Below are 16,148 nucleotides of genomic sequence, written 5' to 3'. Positions count from 1 at the left end.
ACGTGGTCCCGTGCACTATCCAGCGTTAACCTTGCACGTCCGCATAGCGCCGAACTTCAGCCTGTTCCGGCGCTGCAGCACGTTCATGCTTCGGATCTTTCTGCGCGTGGCTGGCCGCATTGTCGACGGGCGCTGCACGATGCGGCGCGTCCGCGGCGCTTTGCACGGAATGGGTGATGCGGGTAGATTGCGCCGCGATCCATCTGCGGGACCATTCGAGCGCGTACTCCGCCGCATCCGTGGGGTCCTCGTAGCGCGGACCGATCAGGCCGGAACGCTCCACCCGACGGCCGTCCTTCACGATTTCGGCCCAGCCGCGGAACATGCTGCCCGCTACCGGCCGCGCGATGGCGTAGATGGCGTAACCATGGCCGTCATGCACGGGGGCGCAGTCGGGCTCGAAGGCCATTGGCAAGGGATCGACGGAATGGGGCCGTGCGTCCGAGGGTTCGTGCTGCAGCGAACGCAACGCCGAAGAGGCCATGGCCGCCCGGCTTGGCGACAACGGCGTGGGCGCATTGGCGCGCGCAACGTCGTGCGCTTCAGCGATCCGGCGCGGGACGGTAGTGAACAGCGCGTCCACCGCGTTCGCGCCGTTTCCGTCAGAATCACCCCACGACTCCGGGTTCTGCCAGAACACGCCGCGCAGCCGATCGCATTCGTAGGCGGGCTGGGTCTGGCGTGGCGGCGCTTCAGTCGGCGTGGACGGCACGATGGCGAAGGACCGGCCACGCGATGCGAGCCGCGTCACCATTTCGAGCAGCGTGCCGTTCATTTGCCAGTCGTTGAAACGACGGCGGCAGGTGGGCACGGTCGGATAGTGACTGGGCAGCTTCGACCAGGTTTCGCCGGTGGTGAGAATCCACAGCACGGCATTCACTATGGTCCGCGGGTGCGCACGCGGACGGCCCCGGCGGTGTTCACGGACTTCACCTTCGGTCACGAGGCCGACAACCAGTGCCCACTCTTCATTACTGAGTTCATCAAAGAACATTGCGTTGCTCCATGCAGCCGAACTGCGCTGCGATCGTCGAACCAAGCGTAGCAGGCGTTTTTTTCTGCCCGCAAACGGATGAATCAAGAAGTTCCTGCTGTTCGCAAACGTTTGCCGAAAACGACAAGATGGTGCATGTAATCTGCATCAAATCCGCTAGCTGGTGCAAAACAGGTTCCAAAGCGGCGCACAATCCACTCTAACCCTTGCGTATGAAGATTATTGCAGGAAGCATACCACCCTAATGGTTTGCCCGAATATGACAAAACAGTAGATTTTCAGGGAATGTTATTAGAAATAATTCTTACATATACAGGTAATTTGTTCCGATTAATCGATTGAAGAATTAAGCGAAGTTGTTAAGTAAATCCATAAAAATCCGCGTCTATCTTTAGCGCTCGATAAGCGCGTTCGATCCGCTCCACATCTGATGCCCGGTTACTGGCCTGTATGCCTTCCAATTCAGGAACGGGCAAGAAGACAGCCTTGCAGCGGGGATAGTCCCGCACCCGCAAATCTGGTGCGATGGTAGTGAAGAACGCCGTTGTCGGAATATCAAAGCCGGCAGCTATATGAACGGCCGCTGTGTCTGGCGTCACCAGATAAGCGGCGTGCTTGATCCATGCGAGAAAATCTGCCGTGTCGGGCGCTCGCGAGGTGACGTCAGTGTAAAGCATATGATCGATGTCCCCAAAACCCACTATGGGGAGCCCGAAACGCTGCCATAGGGCTTCGACAAGATCGCTACGCACAGACTCCGGGATGCTACGCACGGGGGTACTTGCAGCCGGGCACAGCAATATGTAATCGCCCTTTAGTCCCTCAGGTCCCTCAGGCTGGGGCAGCGCCAATTTCTGCAGCCAGTGATTGCGCTTGTCTGTGGACGGGACGTCGTCAGCCTCTATCCCCATAGCATCGATAAAAAAATCGATCATCGGCAGCGTGGCAAACTTTGGCCAGAATAAATGATTACCTAAGTCGATACGTAACTCTGTGTAAGGGAGTGTGTCGAGATTCACGGGTAAATCGATCACGGAACCCAATAGCGGTGCGGCCAGCTTGTAGAGACGCTTTACATAGCCAGGCGCGTGAACCGGTCGATAAATCGTGAAGGTAATGTGCGGAAATCGCGCCTTGATGGCAGTAAGAGCGGTAAGGCCAATGACTGAATCGCCGAGTGTCACACCCATGCCATTAATCACGTGTACCCGCGATACCGAAGCATAGTCAGGACTGAATGGGCTCAATGCGGCATTGTTGATGTCATTGGACAGCCCGAGCGCGCGATATCCGAGAGCGGGCGTATTGGTCACCTCCAGATCGTACGACGCCACAATCTCGCCGCCCGGGGAGAGCAGCGAACCCGCATTCGTCAGCGCTGAGACTTCGTCTAGCACCATCCGCGGCGCTCCTGGCGCGTCGCCTGGGATGCGAACGCCCGAGCCGATAGCCATGACACTTCGTATGGACTCATCCGTGTGGACCTCGAGGTTGCGGACGCCATGCAGGGTGGCTGCTTTCGCGTGGATTTGCCTTGGCCGCCTGCTTTAACACACCTGTTTTTCATTGACGGAAGCATACATGCCGAGCATTAAACGGCGCAAACGCTTTGCCACGCCAGCACGACCGCGATTCAATCACTGTCGGACGAAACCAGATACACCGCAGGAGGGCTCCCGGCGACAACTCTTTCGCCGGGTAAAGTCCATACGCATCGAACCACAGTGCCTGACTTTTTATATTTCGATTTTTGCTTGGCTTGCGCGCTGCCCCAAAAGAAACGGTTCTATTGCTTGACGACACAGTCGCGCTCATCGTTCCCGACACACCCGCGAGGGCGCGGATCGACGACCCGGGTTTGCTGTCGACACGCACCTTGTATCTTCGACTGCAGTACTACGGTGGTCATTGAGGCCAAACGGTTCCTTCTCACGACGGCCGCCGCCACTGTAGCCTTGCACGAACCGACGGTGGCTGGGTGCTCGAAAGCGCAGCTTCCGAGCGGAAGCTCGCCAACCGAACTTCCACGAACGTGCAGAGCGCCGCCTTAAAATTCCCAGCAGAGAAGCGCTCGGCGTTTTCGCGGCAAAATGTCGAATTGAAGCGGTCCGAATGCTGCTCGAACGTGTCAACGGCGCAGATCAGGGACTCGATCGTTTGTTCCCTGAAAAATACACCTGTCGGCCGCTCGTCCGGCAAGCCGATGATCGACTCCAGCGCGCCACCCTTGCCGAACGCGATGACCGGTGTGCCGCACGCCTGGGCTTCGACGATTGAAATGTCGAAATCCTCCTCGGCCGCAAACACAAACGCACGAGCGCGCTGCAAGTGATCGTGCAGCACATCGAACGGTTGGTACCCCAAGATCTCTACATTAGGCCCCGCAGCAGCCTTGATGCTGGCCATATCAGAGCCGTCGCCGATCACGACAAGGCGTCGCTCCGGTGTCCGTGAGAACGCCTTTACGATCAGATCGATACGCTTGTGCGGGACCATGTTCGACGCCGTTACGTAGAAGTCCTGCTTATGTATGCCGACCGATAACCCGCTAACGTCGACCGGGGGATAGATCACCGTCGAGTCTCGTTGGTAAGCCTGCTGAATCCGCCGCGAACTGTAACGCGAATTAGCAATCAGATGATCGACGCCATTGGCCGAACGCGCGTCCCACGCACGCATATAGTGCAGCAGCATGCGCACAAAGACCGATTTCAGGCCTGACGCGAACCTGGATTTCTTCAAGTTCGGGTGCTGAAACTCCCGGGCATGGCGGAGGGACGAATGCACGTAGCTGACATGCAACTGGTCCGGGCCGACCAGTACTCCCTTGGCGAACGCACGCGAACTCGAGAGGACGAGATCGTAGGCCAATAGATCGAATTGTTCTATCGCAAGAGGCATCAGCGCCAGATAGTTCATGTATCGCGCGCGCGCGAACGGGAGCTTCTGGATGAACGAGGTGTACGCCTGCCGGTTTTTGAGGAACGAGCGATCTTCCAGAAAATCAACGATGGTAAAGATGTCTGCTTGTGGAAAACATTCCAGCATGGACCGTAGGACCTGTTCGGGAACCCTTTCGGGAACCCTTCCGGCGCTTCCGGCGCTTCCGGCGGTCACCAGCCAGTCATGGACAATTGCTACTTTCACGATTTCTCACTTTCGCGCGCGGTGAATCCGTCCGGCGCGTTCGCCACATCGCACATAGCGCTTGAAGCGGATGCAAACTGCGAGCACAAACATTGCTTACCGTATCGATTAAACCGCAGCGCCCCGGAGGGCACTGTTCGATGGCACACATGCGGACCCTGCTGCAAGCAGGACAATGCTCTGACCTTGCAAATTTCGTTTCGTCCATACAATGTTGTGCAGCGCACCGAGCCCGCCAACAACGGGCGCCTACAATCAGGCTCACAATTCGAGGGTAGAACCCAAGCATTTGTACGAAGAAAACGGACGCGCGGCGGTGCTAAGCCAAGACGAGCGGCGGATTCGACACTTGTGCCGGTTCCGCACCATTGCCACGAGCTCCCCGCGTGAATCTCATAGGCGACGCGACAGTTGACAGGTCGATGCAAGCGTTGTGACGGCAGTCGCGGCAGCGGCTCCCCGACGCAACCGTGGCACCTCACCTCGCGCCGTTTCCATTTTTCTTTTCGCTCGGCTGGGCGTCGCAACGCGGCGCCATGCTTAGGCACTATTCAAGTCAGGATGCGCAGTCGATGGCTTCTTTTCGAAAGAATTTTGCGGTGTTGATGATGCTGCAAGTTTCGACCTATGCGGCGCCGCTGCTTACCTTGCCGCTGCTTACGCGGGTGCTCATGCCAAGCGGTTATGGGCGCCTCGCGTTTGCTATGGCCTTCATCAATTACTTCATCGTACTGACCAATTACGGCTTTAGTCTGACCGCAACGCCGCAGATATCCATCAACCGTGACAACCGGGCACAGCGTTCACGCATCTTTTGGGAAACCATCCTGTCGCAAGCCATCATTACGGCGGTTGGATTTGTCGTGCTAGTGGCGCTGACGTTCACTTTCGAGCGGCTCGAGCAGGATCGCGCCTTGTTGATCCTCGGCTTTGGCTCGGCCATTGGCGCCATGTTGATTCCTACCTGGTATTTCCAGGGGATCGAAGACCTCCGCGTGATCAGCATCATCGTGTTCACCGGGCGCGCGCTGAGCGTGCCGGCCATGTTCCTGCTGGTGCACACTCGCGAGGACATCTACTGGGCGATGGGCGTCAACATGCTCGTGCCGCTGCTGTCAGGGATCACGATCGTCAGCTACTTGTATCTGCGCCGCGAGATGGATTTCGTTGCCGTGCCTATGCGCGACATTGTGAAGGCGTTGAGGAATGGCTGGGGCATCTTCATGGCCACGGCCGTCTTCGATATTTATACGTCCAGCAACGTCGTGCTGCTCGCGCTGATATCGGGCGACGTCACAGCGGGGTATTTCGCGGCCGGTGACAAACTGATACGGGCCGCGCTCGCCATGATGACTCCGCTAAGAAGCGCTGCGTATCCGCGTATCAGCTACCTGATGCATCACGCCCGCGAGGACGCATTCGATTTCTTACGCAAGATGCTGGCGTATCAGGGAGTCCTCCTTGCGATTGTGTCGCTGACGATTTTCTTGGGCGCGCCGTTCGCGGTCAAAATACTTTATGGTGCGCAGTTTGCGCCGACGGTGAACGTCCTGCGATGGATGGCGTTCATACCGTTCATGTCGGGGTTTTCCGACATATTTGGGGTTCAGACCATGCTTCCGCTTGGGATGAGGTCGCAGTTCAGCCGCGTGTTGATTGTTTCCGCTTTTCTGAATTTCGGATTGCTGGCTTTGCTTGCGAGGCTCTATGGCGAGCAAGGCGCAGCGGCAACTGTGCTCACGGTCGAGACGTACATCGCGGTAGCCATGGGCGCGACGTTGTATTTTCAGAAAGTGCCCTTTCTTAGACGACGTCCCCTTGCGTCGTAACTCAAGAACTCCCAAAACAAGTCGTCCGATGCTCGCCGGACTTACCAGCGGGCTTCGGCAGACGACCCGCCGCGGCCGCCATTGCCGGAAGTTTCTGGCAATGGCAAATGGCGTCTTCGAACGCGTGAATAGACGTGGTACTTGTCGAAGCTCATTCGTTCATCAGGCAGATGTTCATCGACGCACTTGATGAAAGGCGGCGACATGTCGATGCTCACCGAGCCGATTTGCCCAGACGTGCCACCCTGTTCGCCCAGATAGGCCGGAAAGCGTTCGATCATCGCAGGCCCCTGTTCCGATAGGAACATCGATATCTTTGCCTCAATAATCGCTGTTGATGGCGATCGCAATTGAAACATCTGCTGATCTCTTTGAACGGTGCGGAAGCGCACCTTCCAAACGACGATCTCGTCGTATGTTTACGTGAGTTCACGGCATAAGGCGACATCGGCAACAAAAGCCGTTTAGTGGCGAAAAAACGAAATGGCAACCAGCAACGACGGCCTGCTGTCAGACGCCTCCAAGCTATTCTTTCAGAGGCCTTCTTCATCCCCGAATCCGGCGCTTCCGTTAATTAACCCGGCGTTCGCGCTGAACGACAACAGCCGATGAGCGGCGTCGTGACGTGTATCACGCAACAGCAGTGAACTGCAACATTGGAGATTCGAGCATGCAACGATGCCGCATATTGGTGATCAACGACTTCGCCGAAAAAGGCGGCGCCGAAGAAGTGTACCGCCAGTCGGCTGAGTTTTTGCGCGCAGTGGAAGGCGTTGAAGTCGCATGCTTCGACCAGACGACATTCTGTAAGCCGGTGGAGGGCCGGGTGAGCTGGTGGAACTTTGCGGCCGCGCGCGCGCTTGCGAAGGTGATAGTCGATTTCAAGCCGCATCGCGTGCTGGTTCATAACTATCACAGCGTGCTGTCGGCATCGGTGCTCGCCGTGATCGCGCGATATAAGCGCGAACTCGGCTACACGGCGTACATGACCTGCCACGATTTCCACCTTGTTTATTACAACCCCAATCTGCTCAGTTATACAAAGCAAGGCGACGTAGGAACTCTTCCGCTCGACGCGTTGCGCACGCCGCGCGCTCTCTGGTCGCGATCAAGCCCCAAAGGTCTCGCCCACGATGTGCTCAAGAAGGTGCACTGGCACGCAATGCGCGCGCTGGTAAAACCAGAGCGTATCTTCGACGCATTCCTCTGCCCGAGTCTCTTCATGCAGGAGGCGTTGGTGAAGAGCCGCCTGATCGGTGACTTTGACCTCCTGTTTAACCCGGCATCGGTTAATTTGACGTCCTTGCCGCCGAAGGTATGCACGAACGAACTCATCAACCTGGCGTTTGTTGGACGCGTGGCGGCAGAGAAAGGGCTGGCGCAATTCATCGAGCTGGCGCAATCCATCGACTTCGCGCAGATCAATCGTCTTACCATTTACGGCGACGGACCGGCACGGGTCATGATCGAAGAGCGGTTCGCGCCGCTGATTGAAAGCGGGAAAGTGGTGTTCTTTGGACGGCTGCCGCAGGCAAAACTTTTCGAAGAGCTGCATCGTACCGCCGATGCGGTCGTGCTGCCATCGGTCTGGCCGGAAAATGCGCCACTTGCAATCATCGAGGCGGCGTTGCTCGGTTTGCCGGTCCTCGTCAACGATATCGGCAGCTTGTCGACATTTGGCGATCAGGTTGGCAACAAGATCAAGTTTCACAGCGATCCGCAGGCGCTTCGCGAAGCGCTAGGCGAACTCGCACTGCATCTGTCGACCCCCGCTCGGGCGTATGACGTCCGTGAGTTCTCGCCCGATCATTACGGAAGACGGCTCGTAGAGATTATGCGCATCGACGAGCAAAGGGCGATGGTGATGCATTGACGCGCCTTGCACGCAAGGACTGCTGTAGCGGGGGATGTAAAACGAGGGAAAGACAGTGAGCGGGCGTTTAACGCTGTTTTTTCGTCATCGCGCTCGGCTGGAGCACGGTTGCGCTGGTCTGGCGGGTGGTATTCGCAGCCGCGACGATCATGCTCGCGGTGCTGCAATGGGCGCGTGCGGTCGCGATGGCCTGGGGCTCCGCGGAGCGTCCGCTGGTGCTGTCGCGCCATACCCGCACTGCGTGGGGTACCGCGCTCGCGGTCATCACCATCGTGACGCTGGTGATTTTCAATTCGCTGGCACCGGACATCATCTGCAAGACTTTCCAGGCTTGCACGAAGGCCTATCAACCTCAGGTGGCAGCGCATATGTTGAAACGATACTTGATGGCCGCGACTGCAGCGGCGGCAGCAGCGTGTCTCGGTGTGCTTATATTTGCAGGCGACGATGACGGCTCGGATCACGACATAGCTGTCCACCTCCAGGCGGACCGCCCGAGCGTCATGCCGGCGCCCGCCGTTACGACGCCGCGACCGGTCCTGGTGGCCCAACATCTCGCGGATATCCCGCCGGCACCACCCTCCCCCCCGCAGATACAATGCGGTAGTCGCACCGCCGGGATTTTCTATGGTGTCAACGGCCATCTGCAGCAAGGCTTGGGCGCCTATGGGACGGGTGGCGATCCCATCAAAAGCTATGCGCGTCAAGTATCGCAGCTAAACGACCTCGGCGCGACGATGTACGCACAGGACGTTTACAGCAAGGTCGGCGCCGAAGACCTGGCGAAGTTCGCGCGCTTTGCGAAGCCGTATTGCATCAATGTGCTCGCCGTACTTACGCCGGACGTCCAGAAGAACGTGGACGAAGATGCCGCGTATAAGGAGGGCCTACGGCTTGGCGAGGATGTCGCGAAGCCGCTGGCCGGCCTGGTCCAGTACTACGAGGTGGGCAACGAGTTCGAGAACGGTGCGATCCTCCACGGCGCGTCGGGAGACGAACCTTCTAACTATGACAATGCCAGGTTCGTGAAAGCGCGCGGCTCTATCCTCGGTATGATCGACGGCATAAAGCGGGTGGACCCGGCCGCCAAGATCGTCCTATGTGCTCTCGGCTGGCTGCATTACGGATTCTCAGACATGCTGTTTGCGGGCACTCAGCCCGATGGAAGCGGAGGTCATCCAATTCCGCAATGGGACATCACCGCTTGGCACTGGTATTCAAATATGCATGACATTACGTCTGTGACGAAGCACTTCACGATCGGGAAGGACATTGATGTACTGCAACATCTGCGCGATGTTTATCGCAAGCCGATCTGGATCACGGAATTCGGCGCCCGGCCTGATTTGAACGAAGAAGAAGCGGCCGCCTATCTGGTCGGTCCTAACGCGCTAGCCGGCTATGTTGAGAACGCGGACAAATATAATATTCAAGGGGTCGTGATTTACGAACTTTACGACGATTATGCTTACGGTGGCGACGGCAACTACGGCTTGTTTTCGTCGAACGGTGTGACCAAAAAACCCCGGTATGACGCGGTAAAGAATTTTATCCGAGCGAACCCTATGCCTTGAGGCGTGCCCGCAGCGGGCAATCAGCAATCAGTCGCTCGCTCCACGCTTCATGGCACTGAAGTCAACGCAGCAATTAGCCATTCATACGCGAACTTCACTGCCCCCAGTCCGGCGCGTTGTGCGAACCTTGAGGTGCGGCTGGAAGTGGTCCTCGCCGCAGAAGGACTGGAAGTACGCCCAAAGGAAGTCCGTGTGGGACACATCTTGTGTCCAGCGCTCGCAAACCGAGTCGTCACTTTCGTTCTACGCGTGCTTCAGGCACATCATCCCGACCATCAGCCGGATGGGCAGGCCCGATCGGCCCGGCAGCGCTGATGCCCGCACTCGCGAGCTTAGGCGCGTCGCGCAACAGATCGACCTCCTCGATAACACGGCCCTCGCAAGCACGCCCCTCGAAGTTCGTTCAACGGCGCTTTCATTCGACTTCAGCGACATCCGGTCAGCCAGTGCGGCTGCCGGGTAACGCAAATCGATCATCGCAGCCAGGCGGCTACGCAAGAACTCCGTGTGGTCATCGGCGACTCCCAACTCCCGGACAATACGCCAATTCCGTATTGATTCCGGGCGTTCCGCAACCCCTTGTTCGCACCCATTCCCGCACCCCGAAAATCTTCACGCCATTAAGCATGACTAACTAAATATCTTGCATATTCATGAGAGGCGGTGCTCTTTGCAGATCATCTCAATGCGGCTCTGAAAGCTGGCGGACAAACGGATATCCGGCCGTCATGGGAAGCCCTTCCACGTTTAATTAAAAGCTGTTGAATCATCATAACTTTCAGATCTTTTCGACGTTGTCCTAAGCAAGCCAAATTAAAAAGTAAAGCGATATCTCCCGGATAATCTACGAAAGTAATAATTGATTCAAAAATGAGAATTATAATTGGTATATCTGTCTGAACTACACCATACGTCTCCGTTTACCCCTCAAAATTGCGTCCAAACGGCGTTTATCGGGGCTATATCTACAGATGAATGTCATTTATACCGGATAATTCAAACCGTTACATGATGTTACGTATGTGTTACTGCATAAAAACGTTTCATTCATGTAACATTCAGTCTTGAAGTGATTGAGGTATTTGCAGCAACGCTCTTGATCGTATCGCTCTCGTCAGCAGTTCTGATTCACCGAACAGCAAGTAGTTAAGAGTTGAGTGCGCCCAGCATGGCGGCGTGGATCTCCTTTGCGCGTTTTAGTTGCTAACGTTTATTCTTCATATTAAATAGGATAACTTACGATTAACCTACTCAATTTGCTGTTTTACGGTGACTGCAATGCTGTTCGGCTTTGCAAACCGACCGTGGGCTTTCCGTCCATGCCTTCGACTGTTTCAACGCAAGCTGTTTTTGCATCGCGATAAGCGGCGCGTGGGGTTGTTTTGCGGTGGGCGTCGAAGATCTGTCATCGGCGGTGAATCACTTTGAAAGGTTTGCACTGCTTAGCGACAATGAAACTCTGCAAGTGTCCGCACGCCGCGTGCATCGGCAATCGAGATCCGCTGGCAAGTTATTGTGCGCTCGGTCGTGATGCCGTTATCCGTTCGTAGCCCCGGCTGTAAGTCCACGGGCTTTTCGATATCGGAGTTGTTCGCGACAACTTGAGCATGTAACACAAGCCGGCAAAGGTTACGACCTCGCAACCAGGTCAGTTGTTTCACTATAAGTTAGTACCCCGAATTTATTTGGATCTGAGAGCTGCTTTACCGAAGTTCTTGCTGACCGACGGACACGCTCGTTGCGGTCCGGCGCGAAGTTTTTGATTCGCATGCCCTTTTTTTAACGATTTCGTCGAGATCCCTTGACGATGGAGAAACTCGCCATGTTAATGCGCAATAAATTTTCCTTCGCAGCAGTACCCAATAAATTTGCCATCGCAGCCGCGCTTGGCCTCACATTGGCCGCATGTGGTGGTGGTGGCAGTAATCCCACCGCCAGTGACGCTGCCTCCGTTGACGCCTCTGTGGTTGACGCTCAAAAACATCCGGCGTCGATCAGCGGTACGGCCATTCCCCCTGCTACGTCGATCAACGATGCATCGGGTGCGGTTTGGACGGTGAAGAATGGCGTGATCTATCGCGCGGGCGTCCAAACTGTTTCGAGCGATGTCACCCTGCTGCTCTGGTACTCCGGAGTGATCTATCAAGAGAACGCTTATAACGCATGGTGGAAGTGGCAGAACCATAACTGGGTGGCAGCGTCCGACCCGCGCATCGCGGTGACGCCTCCGGTAGTGACACCGCCAGTCGTCATACCGCCCGTAGTGACGACGCCGCCTGTGAAAGTGCCGCCCGTCACAACCCCGCCTGTGACTACGCCGCCCGTAGTCACGCCGACCACGACGGTTCAGTTCTACGGTGTCAACGGTCACTACAACGACGGCGGCCCGTACACGTCGAACATCCCGCAGCAGGTCAAGGACATGCAGGCGCTGGGTATCCAATCGATCCGCCAGGACGCCGGCAGCATGGCGCAGATGACGACGCTTGCGAACCTGATTCCTCAGTTTGCGCCGGTTGTGATTCAGCCGGTCTTCAACCAATACCCTAATGCATCTACGTCCGAAGCAACGGCGTATAGCACCTACTACGCCTATGGCGTGACGAACGCTCAGCAGTTCGCCGGCAAAATACCGGTCATCGAATTGATGAACGAGCCAGAGGTGCAGTATTTCCCCAACGGACCGGCCAACAACGGGCAGAACATCACAGACATGGCTTCGAGCAACAGCGCATGGCCTGCTTTCCGTGGTGCGGTGCGCGGCTTCATCGACGGCTTCCGTAGCGTCGATACAACCAAGAAGACGTTGATTGCGAGTCCTTCCGTTGGCTGGCTGCATTACGGCATTCTGGACGGCCTGTGGAACGGCACTGCCCCCGATGGCTCAAGTGGGCACCCGACCGCTCGATGGGACCTGACGAATTTCCACTGGTATCAGGATGACGGCGATATCGAGAACGCGGGCAACACCAACACCAACGTGCTCCAGTACCTGAAGACCGCTTATGCCAAGCCGATCATGATGACGGAAATCGGGGTTCAGATAAGCGAAAGCGAGTCAGCGATCGACTCGTACGTCTCAACTGAGACCTCGTTCTATGCAGCCAACGCCGCGAAATATGGAATCGTCGGATTCAACTGGTACGAGCTGTACAACTTCCAGAACTTGAACGGCTTCTACATGGGCCTGTACTCCTCGCAAGGTGTGCAGAACGCTGGACGGGCGGCTGCGATGAAGTCGGTGATCGCTGCGACGGGTGGGCAATAAGCAAGTCCCTGACCTAACCGCAAATGGAAAACGCCGATGCGCTCGATGACGGAAGTTGACGTCTGACAGCGCAACGGCAATCCCAGGTCCAGGCTAGGGCGTGCAGGATCACGCCCGACATTACTCAATGGAATTGGTATTCGGTTGATGGCGACATCGAAGATGCTTGCGGCGGATCAGGTTGCTACAACGTGCTCGCGCAGCTCAAGTCGAGCTGCTACCTAGCGATCCTGCTTACCGAAGTCGGCGCGCAAAAAATCCATTGAGGAGATGCATCAAGCTTGATTCGTATTGAGGCTGCCCGCGACCCTTACCGGGACGCGGGACAGGCCTTGCTACGACACTCATCAGGCCCGGTACTAATGAACTGATAACCCTACAGTTCAAACGACGTCGTTAATGTAAGACGCACTCAATGATGTGCCGCGGGTTGCGCTCGCACGACATCGGCTCAAGATCGCGATGGGTTCTGCTGCTAAGCCCAGTTTTGTCGTGTCTTGGCCACATTGCATTTACCTCGTAATCAAACGTTTGTTGGCCGGACTTCGCCCCCGTGGCGTCGAAACCCCTGCGCCGCGTCGATTCATCCTGTGCAATAAAGGCAGCTTTTGGCCGTCGGCCCGTTTAGCGGACGCACCGGTCAGGCTCGCGTTCGCATTCTCCCAACCGCTTCCCACCTACTATCGTCCCTTCGCGATTGCGCAAGTGCCGCATGGCGAACCTGAGGTCCCGGCGCCTCCTGGCTCAGTCGTATAGCCAGGCGCATTACAAACCCAAGTTATCCAGTGGCCGATCAAGCGCCAGCACCCAAGCTTTCCCGACAGCTGACGCACGGCGCGATCATCGCAGCGTCTGTCCGATCGGAACATTTGTATCGTTGTCTAGGCTGATCGCTTTGAACGGTGCGCCAGCGCACCTACCAGACGACGATTTCATCGTATGTTTACGTGAGTTCAACGGGCGGCAGGCGACGTCGGCGACAAAAGTCGTCTGGCGGCGGAAAAACGAAATGGCAATCAGCAACACCCGCCTGCAGTCAGATGCCACCAAGCTCTTCTTCATCCCCGAATCCGGCTTGCTGTAACTTGCTTACATCGACGCAGACGCAAATAGGGTTTCCGCTTCCCAGTCGCTCCTCGCCGAATCAATGTGCATCGTACTCGGGCGCACATACTCCGTGCGTCGAAGATCGGACCATTGGGGCTAAGCCATTAGCTCAGCCGGCTGGAGCAAAGTTTCATCGCAGACGCGCTCATCATGCTTCGCTACTCTTAATCTCGGCCCCAGGCCTGCTGTACGCACCGACTCCGCGACCATGAATAACAGATCTTCGCTTGTCGACAAATATTACTTTCTGTGGGCTCTTGTCATGCCCGTTACGTCGGTCCTCGTTGTACCCTCGATCCAGGGAACGACGCCGGGGTATTTGCTGTGCTTCCTCTCCCTGCCGCTGGTCTTGCTATATGGCGGAGCCGGACGGGGCCGCTACTCCAGCTTCCTGTTCGCTGCCATTCTGGTTTGGATAATGCTGTTCTTGCTCGCGCAACTGGCGGATGTCACGGTGGCAACGGAGCCGGATCTGGCAAAGGTCGAGCTGGTCGATGGCACCGATACCGGCACCTTCGTCATGCGCATCAGCATGTTTACCCAGTCGATTTACCTGGCCGCTGTTGTGCTCTATGGCGCGTACATCTACGTCTTCTACAAGCCAAGCTGGGATCGATGGCTACTTGCCGCGGGTACGTTCTATGCACTGTATGGCATGTATGAGGTCGCGTATTTCGCCGTGACCGGCCAATCAGGTGATTTCGTCTCCAACCGCACTTTCGGCGACACGTTCGGCATGGTCAGGCCCGACGGTACAGTGGGCGGCAGCGCATTCCAGATAACGGACATTGGCGGTTACACCATGGCGAGGCTGAAGAGCCTGACTGGCGAGCCGTCGATGTATTCCTTGACGATGTTACCTTTCTGGATCTATTTCAGCAGCAGGACGAAAAGCCGGTGGCCGCTGTGGATCATCGGGGCATCGCTTATCCTGACAACGTCGACATCCGCGCTTATCGGTTATCTTTGCTACCTCGCTATTCGTATGAGAAAGCTTGAAATCAAGCCGTTGCGTCTGGTGCTTGGGTTCGTGGCGTTGCTGGTAGTGAGTTACGTCGCGCGCCACGCTATTGCGGATTTCTACCAGGTGGTGATTCTGGACAAACTGGATGGCCGCGGCGAGTCGGGCGTCGAACGCTCTGGCCTATTCTGGTCCTCTTTCGAAATGTGGCAGGACGGTTCCCTCGCCAACCAACTTTTCGGGGTGGGTTTCGGTTACATCCGGTCAACCGACCTATTCTCAACATTGCTCGTCAACACGGGCGTAGTCGGGACTCTGATCTTCACGGTCATCATGTTGTATCCCGCGTTCAAGCTCGACTGGGAACCTCAGGGCATAGCGTTGCGCCAATGCTGCGTCGCTATTTGGGTGATGACGATGATCTCTGTTCCTGAGTTCTCGTATCTGGCGCCGTGGACCTTTGTTGCGATCGCTTACAGCCGTTTGTATCAAATGCGCCGAGCGGTGCAGCAACCCGAGTGGGCGCCATTGCGTTCACGCTCGGCGAGACGTGTATCACGATGAGAGGTCGATTACGCTAGCGGCGACGCCGGGAGTTTTGAAGGTCCCTGTCGCCGATACCTGGGATTTACGCGGTTCTGCGGCCCAGTTGCGCGCGTCGAGCAGGGTATCGAATGCTTAGAATGGTAAGCGGCCCGGTAACTTCAGGGTTGTGAACGTCGATTACGAAAAGGGGATATGTGACCGATCACATATCCCCTTTTGGCGTTCGCAACACAACCAGCGAGCGCTTGTTCGCCAGTCAGATAGTCGGTCGAGTGATTTTCGCTGAGGTCGGGCCGCGCACCAAATTCGGTAATTCAGATCGGCTTGCCATAGACGACTTGGAGTTGATGCAATGCGGTGACGCCGTTAGTCCGACGGCTGGCTGCCGCAGCGCGTTAGTGTTGCACTCGACAGTTGCGGCAGAAGCGCCACGTGCTCGTCGGGACGCCACACGGCGATTGCACTGGCCCTCTCGCTCGACGACGCCCAAGCAACGTCGGCTGAACGGCAACCGTCGCCGCTGTGCTTGCGAGCGCTTGCATCTGCGTGGATTCTCGTCTCGCATTGATGCTTGTTCCGTCGGCGTCCGCCGCAAAGCGTCCGCCGCAAAGATCAAGCCGAGTCCGACGGTACAGGCCACCGCCGCCGGCCCAACGATCAGATAGCGTTTGACGGAAATTCCCGTCGCTTGTCGCGCAACGCGCGAAAAAGCAACAGTCACCTGGATAAGAGCAGGTTGCCCTCAACACCGGTCAAAGGCGCTGCGTCGCCTGACCGTGCTCAGACTCAGGCAAGAGATTTTCTATGCGGCTCGCGGCCACCCTGGGCCGTTTTTCTTGTGCCGCTTCG

Annotated in this window: 11 protein-coding genes; 7 read left to right on the top strand and 4 right to left on the bottom strand. The window is 56.8% G+C overall.

Translation table 11 applies throughout. The features are described 5' to 3' along the window. Nucleotides 1-25 precede the first annotated feature (25 nt). From FH08_RS0134885 to FH08_RS0134870, 3 genes are all read right to left on the bottom strand, one after another. Nucleotides 26-994 carry a transposase gene (locus FH08_RS0134885; RefSeq protein WP_051888763.1) on the bottom strand — a complete coding sequence of 323 codons (969 nt, stop codon included), beginning with the start codon at nt 992-994 and terminating at the stop codon, nt 26-28. Nucleotides 995-1,353: 359 nt separating this feature from the next. Next, the gene (locus tag FH08_RS0134875) at nt 1,354-2,448 is read right to left on the bottom strand and encodes a glycosyltransferase family 9 protein (RefSeq protein ID WP_235210597.1); all 1,095 of its coding nucleotides are present in this window, start codon (nt 2,446-2,448) and stop codon (nt 1,354-1,356) included. Between the two features lie 475 nt (nt 2,449-2,923). Continuing rightward, entirely contained in the window at nt 2,924-4,141 is a 1,218-nt protein-coding gene (locus tag FH08_RS0134870) for a glycosyltransferase (RefSeq protein WP_031362769.1), read from the bottom strand. A gap of 572 nt (nt 4,142-4,713) precedes the next feature. Here FH08_RS0134870 and FH08_RS0134865 point away from each other — a divergent pair. Next, entirely contained in the window at nt 4,714-5,970 is a 1,257-nt protein-coding gene (locus FH08_RS0134865) for an oligosaccharide flippase family protein (RefSeq protein WP_031362768.1), read from the top strand. Between the two features lie 41 nt (nt 5,971-6,011). On the opposite strand, the gene FH08_RS54490 is transcribed toward FH08_RS0134865, so the two are convergent. After that, on the bottom strand, nt 6,012-6,362 hold the full coding sequence (locus FH08_RS54490) for a transposase (RefSeq protein ID WP_152602996.1): 351 nt from the start codon (nt 6,360-6,362) through the stop codon (nt 6,012-6,014). A gap of 278 nt (nt 6,363-6,640) precedes the next feature. Between FH08_RS54490 and FH08_RS0134855 the strand changes: the two genes are divergently transcribed. From FH08_RS0134855 to FH08_RS0134830, 6 genes are all read left to right on the top strand, one after another. Beyond that, complete coding sequence (locus FH08_RS0134855) at nt 6,641-7,843, top strand: glycosyltransferase (RefSeq protein WP_031362766.1); 1,203 nt, start codon at nt 6,641-6,643, stop codon at nt 7,841-7,843. A 125-nt stretch (nt 7,844-7,968) separates the two neighbouring features. Next, nucleotides 7,969-9,417: a glycosyl hydrolase gene (locus FH08_RS0134850; RefSeq protein WP_051888762.1), complete on the top strand. Its 1,449-nt coding sequence runs from the start codon at nt 7,969-7,971 to the stop codon at nt 9,415-9,417. Nucleotides 9,418-9,607: 190 nt separating this feature from the next. Further along, complete coding sequence (locus tag FH08_RS0134845) at nt 9,608-9,880, top strand: hypothetical protein (protein ID WP_152602995.1); 273 nt, start codon at nt 9,608-9,610, stop codon at nt 9,878-9,880. A gap of 1,359 nt (nt 9,881-11,239) precedes the next feature. Continuing rightward, nucleotides 11,240-12,685 carry a beta-glucosidase gene (locus FH08_RS0134840; protein WP_160172535.1) on the top strand — a complete coding sequence of 482 codons (1,446 nt, stop codon included), beginning with the start codon at nt 11,240-11,242 and terminating at the stop codon, nt 12,683-12,685. Between the two features lie 877 nt (nt 12,686-13,562). Next, nucleotides 13,563-13,769 (top strand): hypothetical protein, encoded by a 207-nt coding sequence (locus FH08_RS52180; RefSeq protein WP_152602994.1) that lies wholly within the window; start codon nt 13,563-13,565, stop codon nt 13,767-13,769. Between the two features lie 231 nt (nt 13,770-14,000). Further along, complete coding sequence (locus FH08_RS0134830) at nt 14,001-15,317, top strand: hypothetical protein (RefSeq protein ID WP_051888760.1); 1,317 nt, start codon at nt 14,001-14,003, stop codon at nt 15,315-15,317. Nucleotides 15,318-16,148 lie beyond the last annotated feature (831 nt).

Source organism: Caballeronia sordidicola (assembly GCF_000729995.1).
In the GTDB taxonomy this organism is placed as follows: Bacteria; Pseudomonadota; Gammaproteobacteria; order Burkholderiales; family Burkholderiaceae; genus Caballeronia; species Caballeronia sordidicola_A.
Note: the sequence above shows the minus strand (reverse complement) of the source record. Positions and strands in the feature narration are given on the sequence as shown.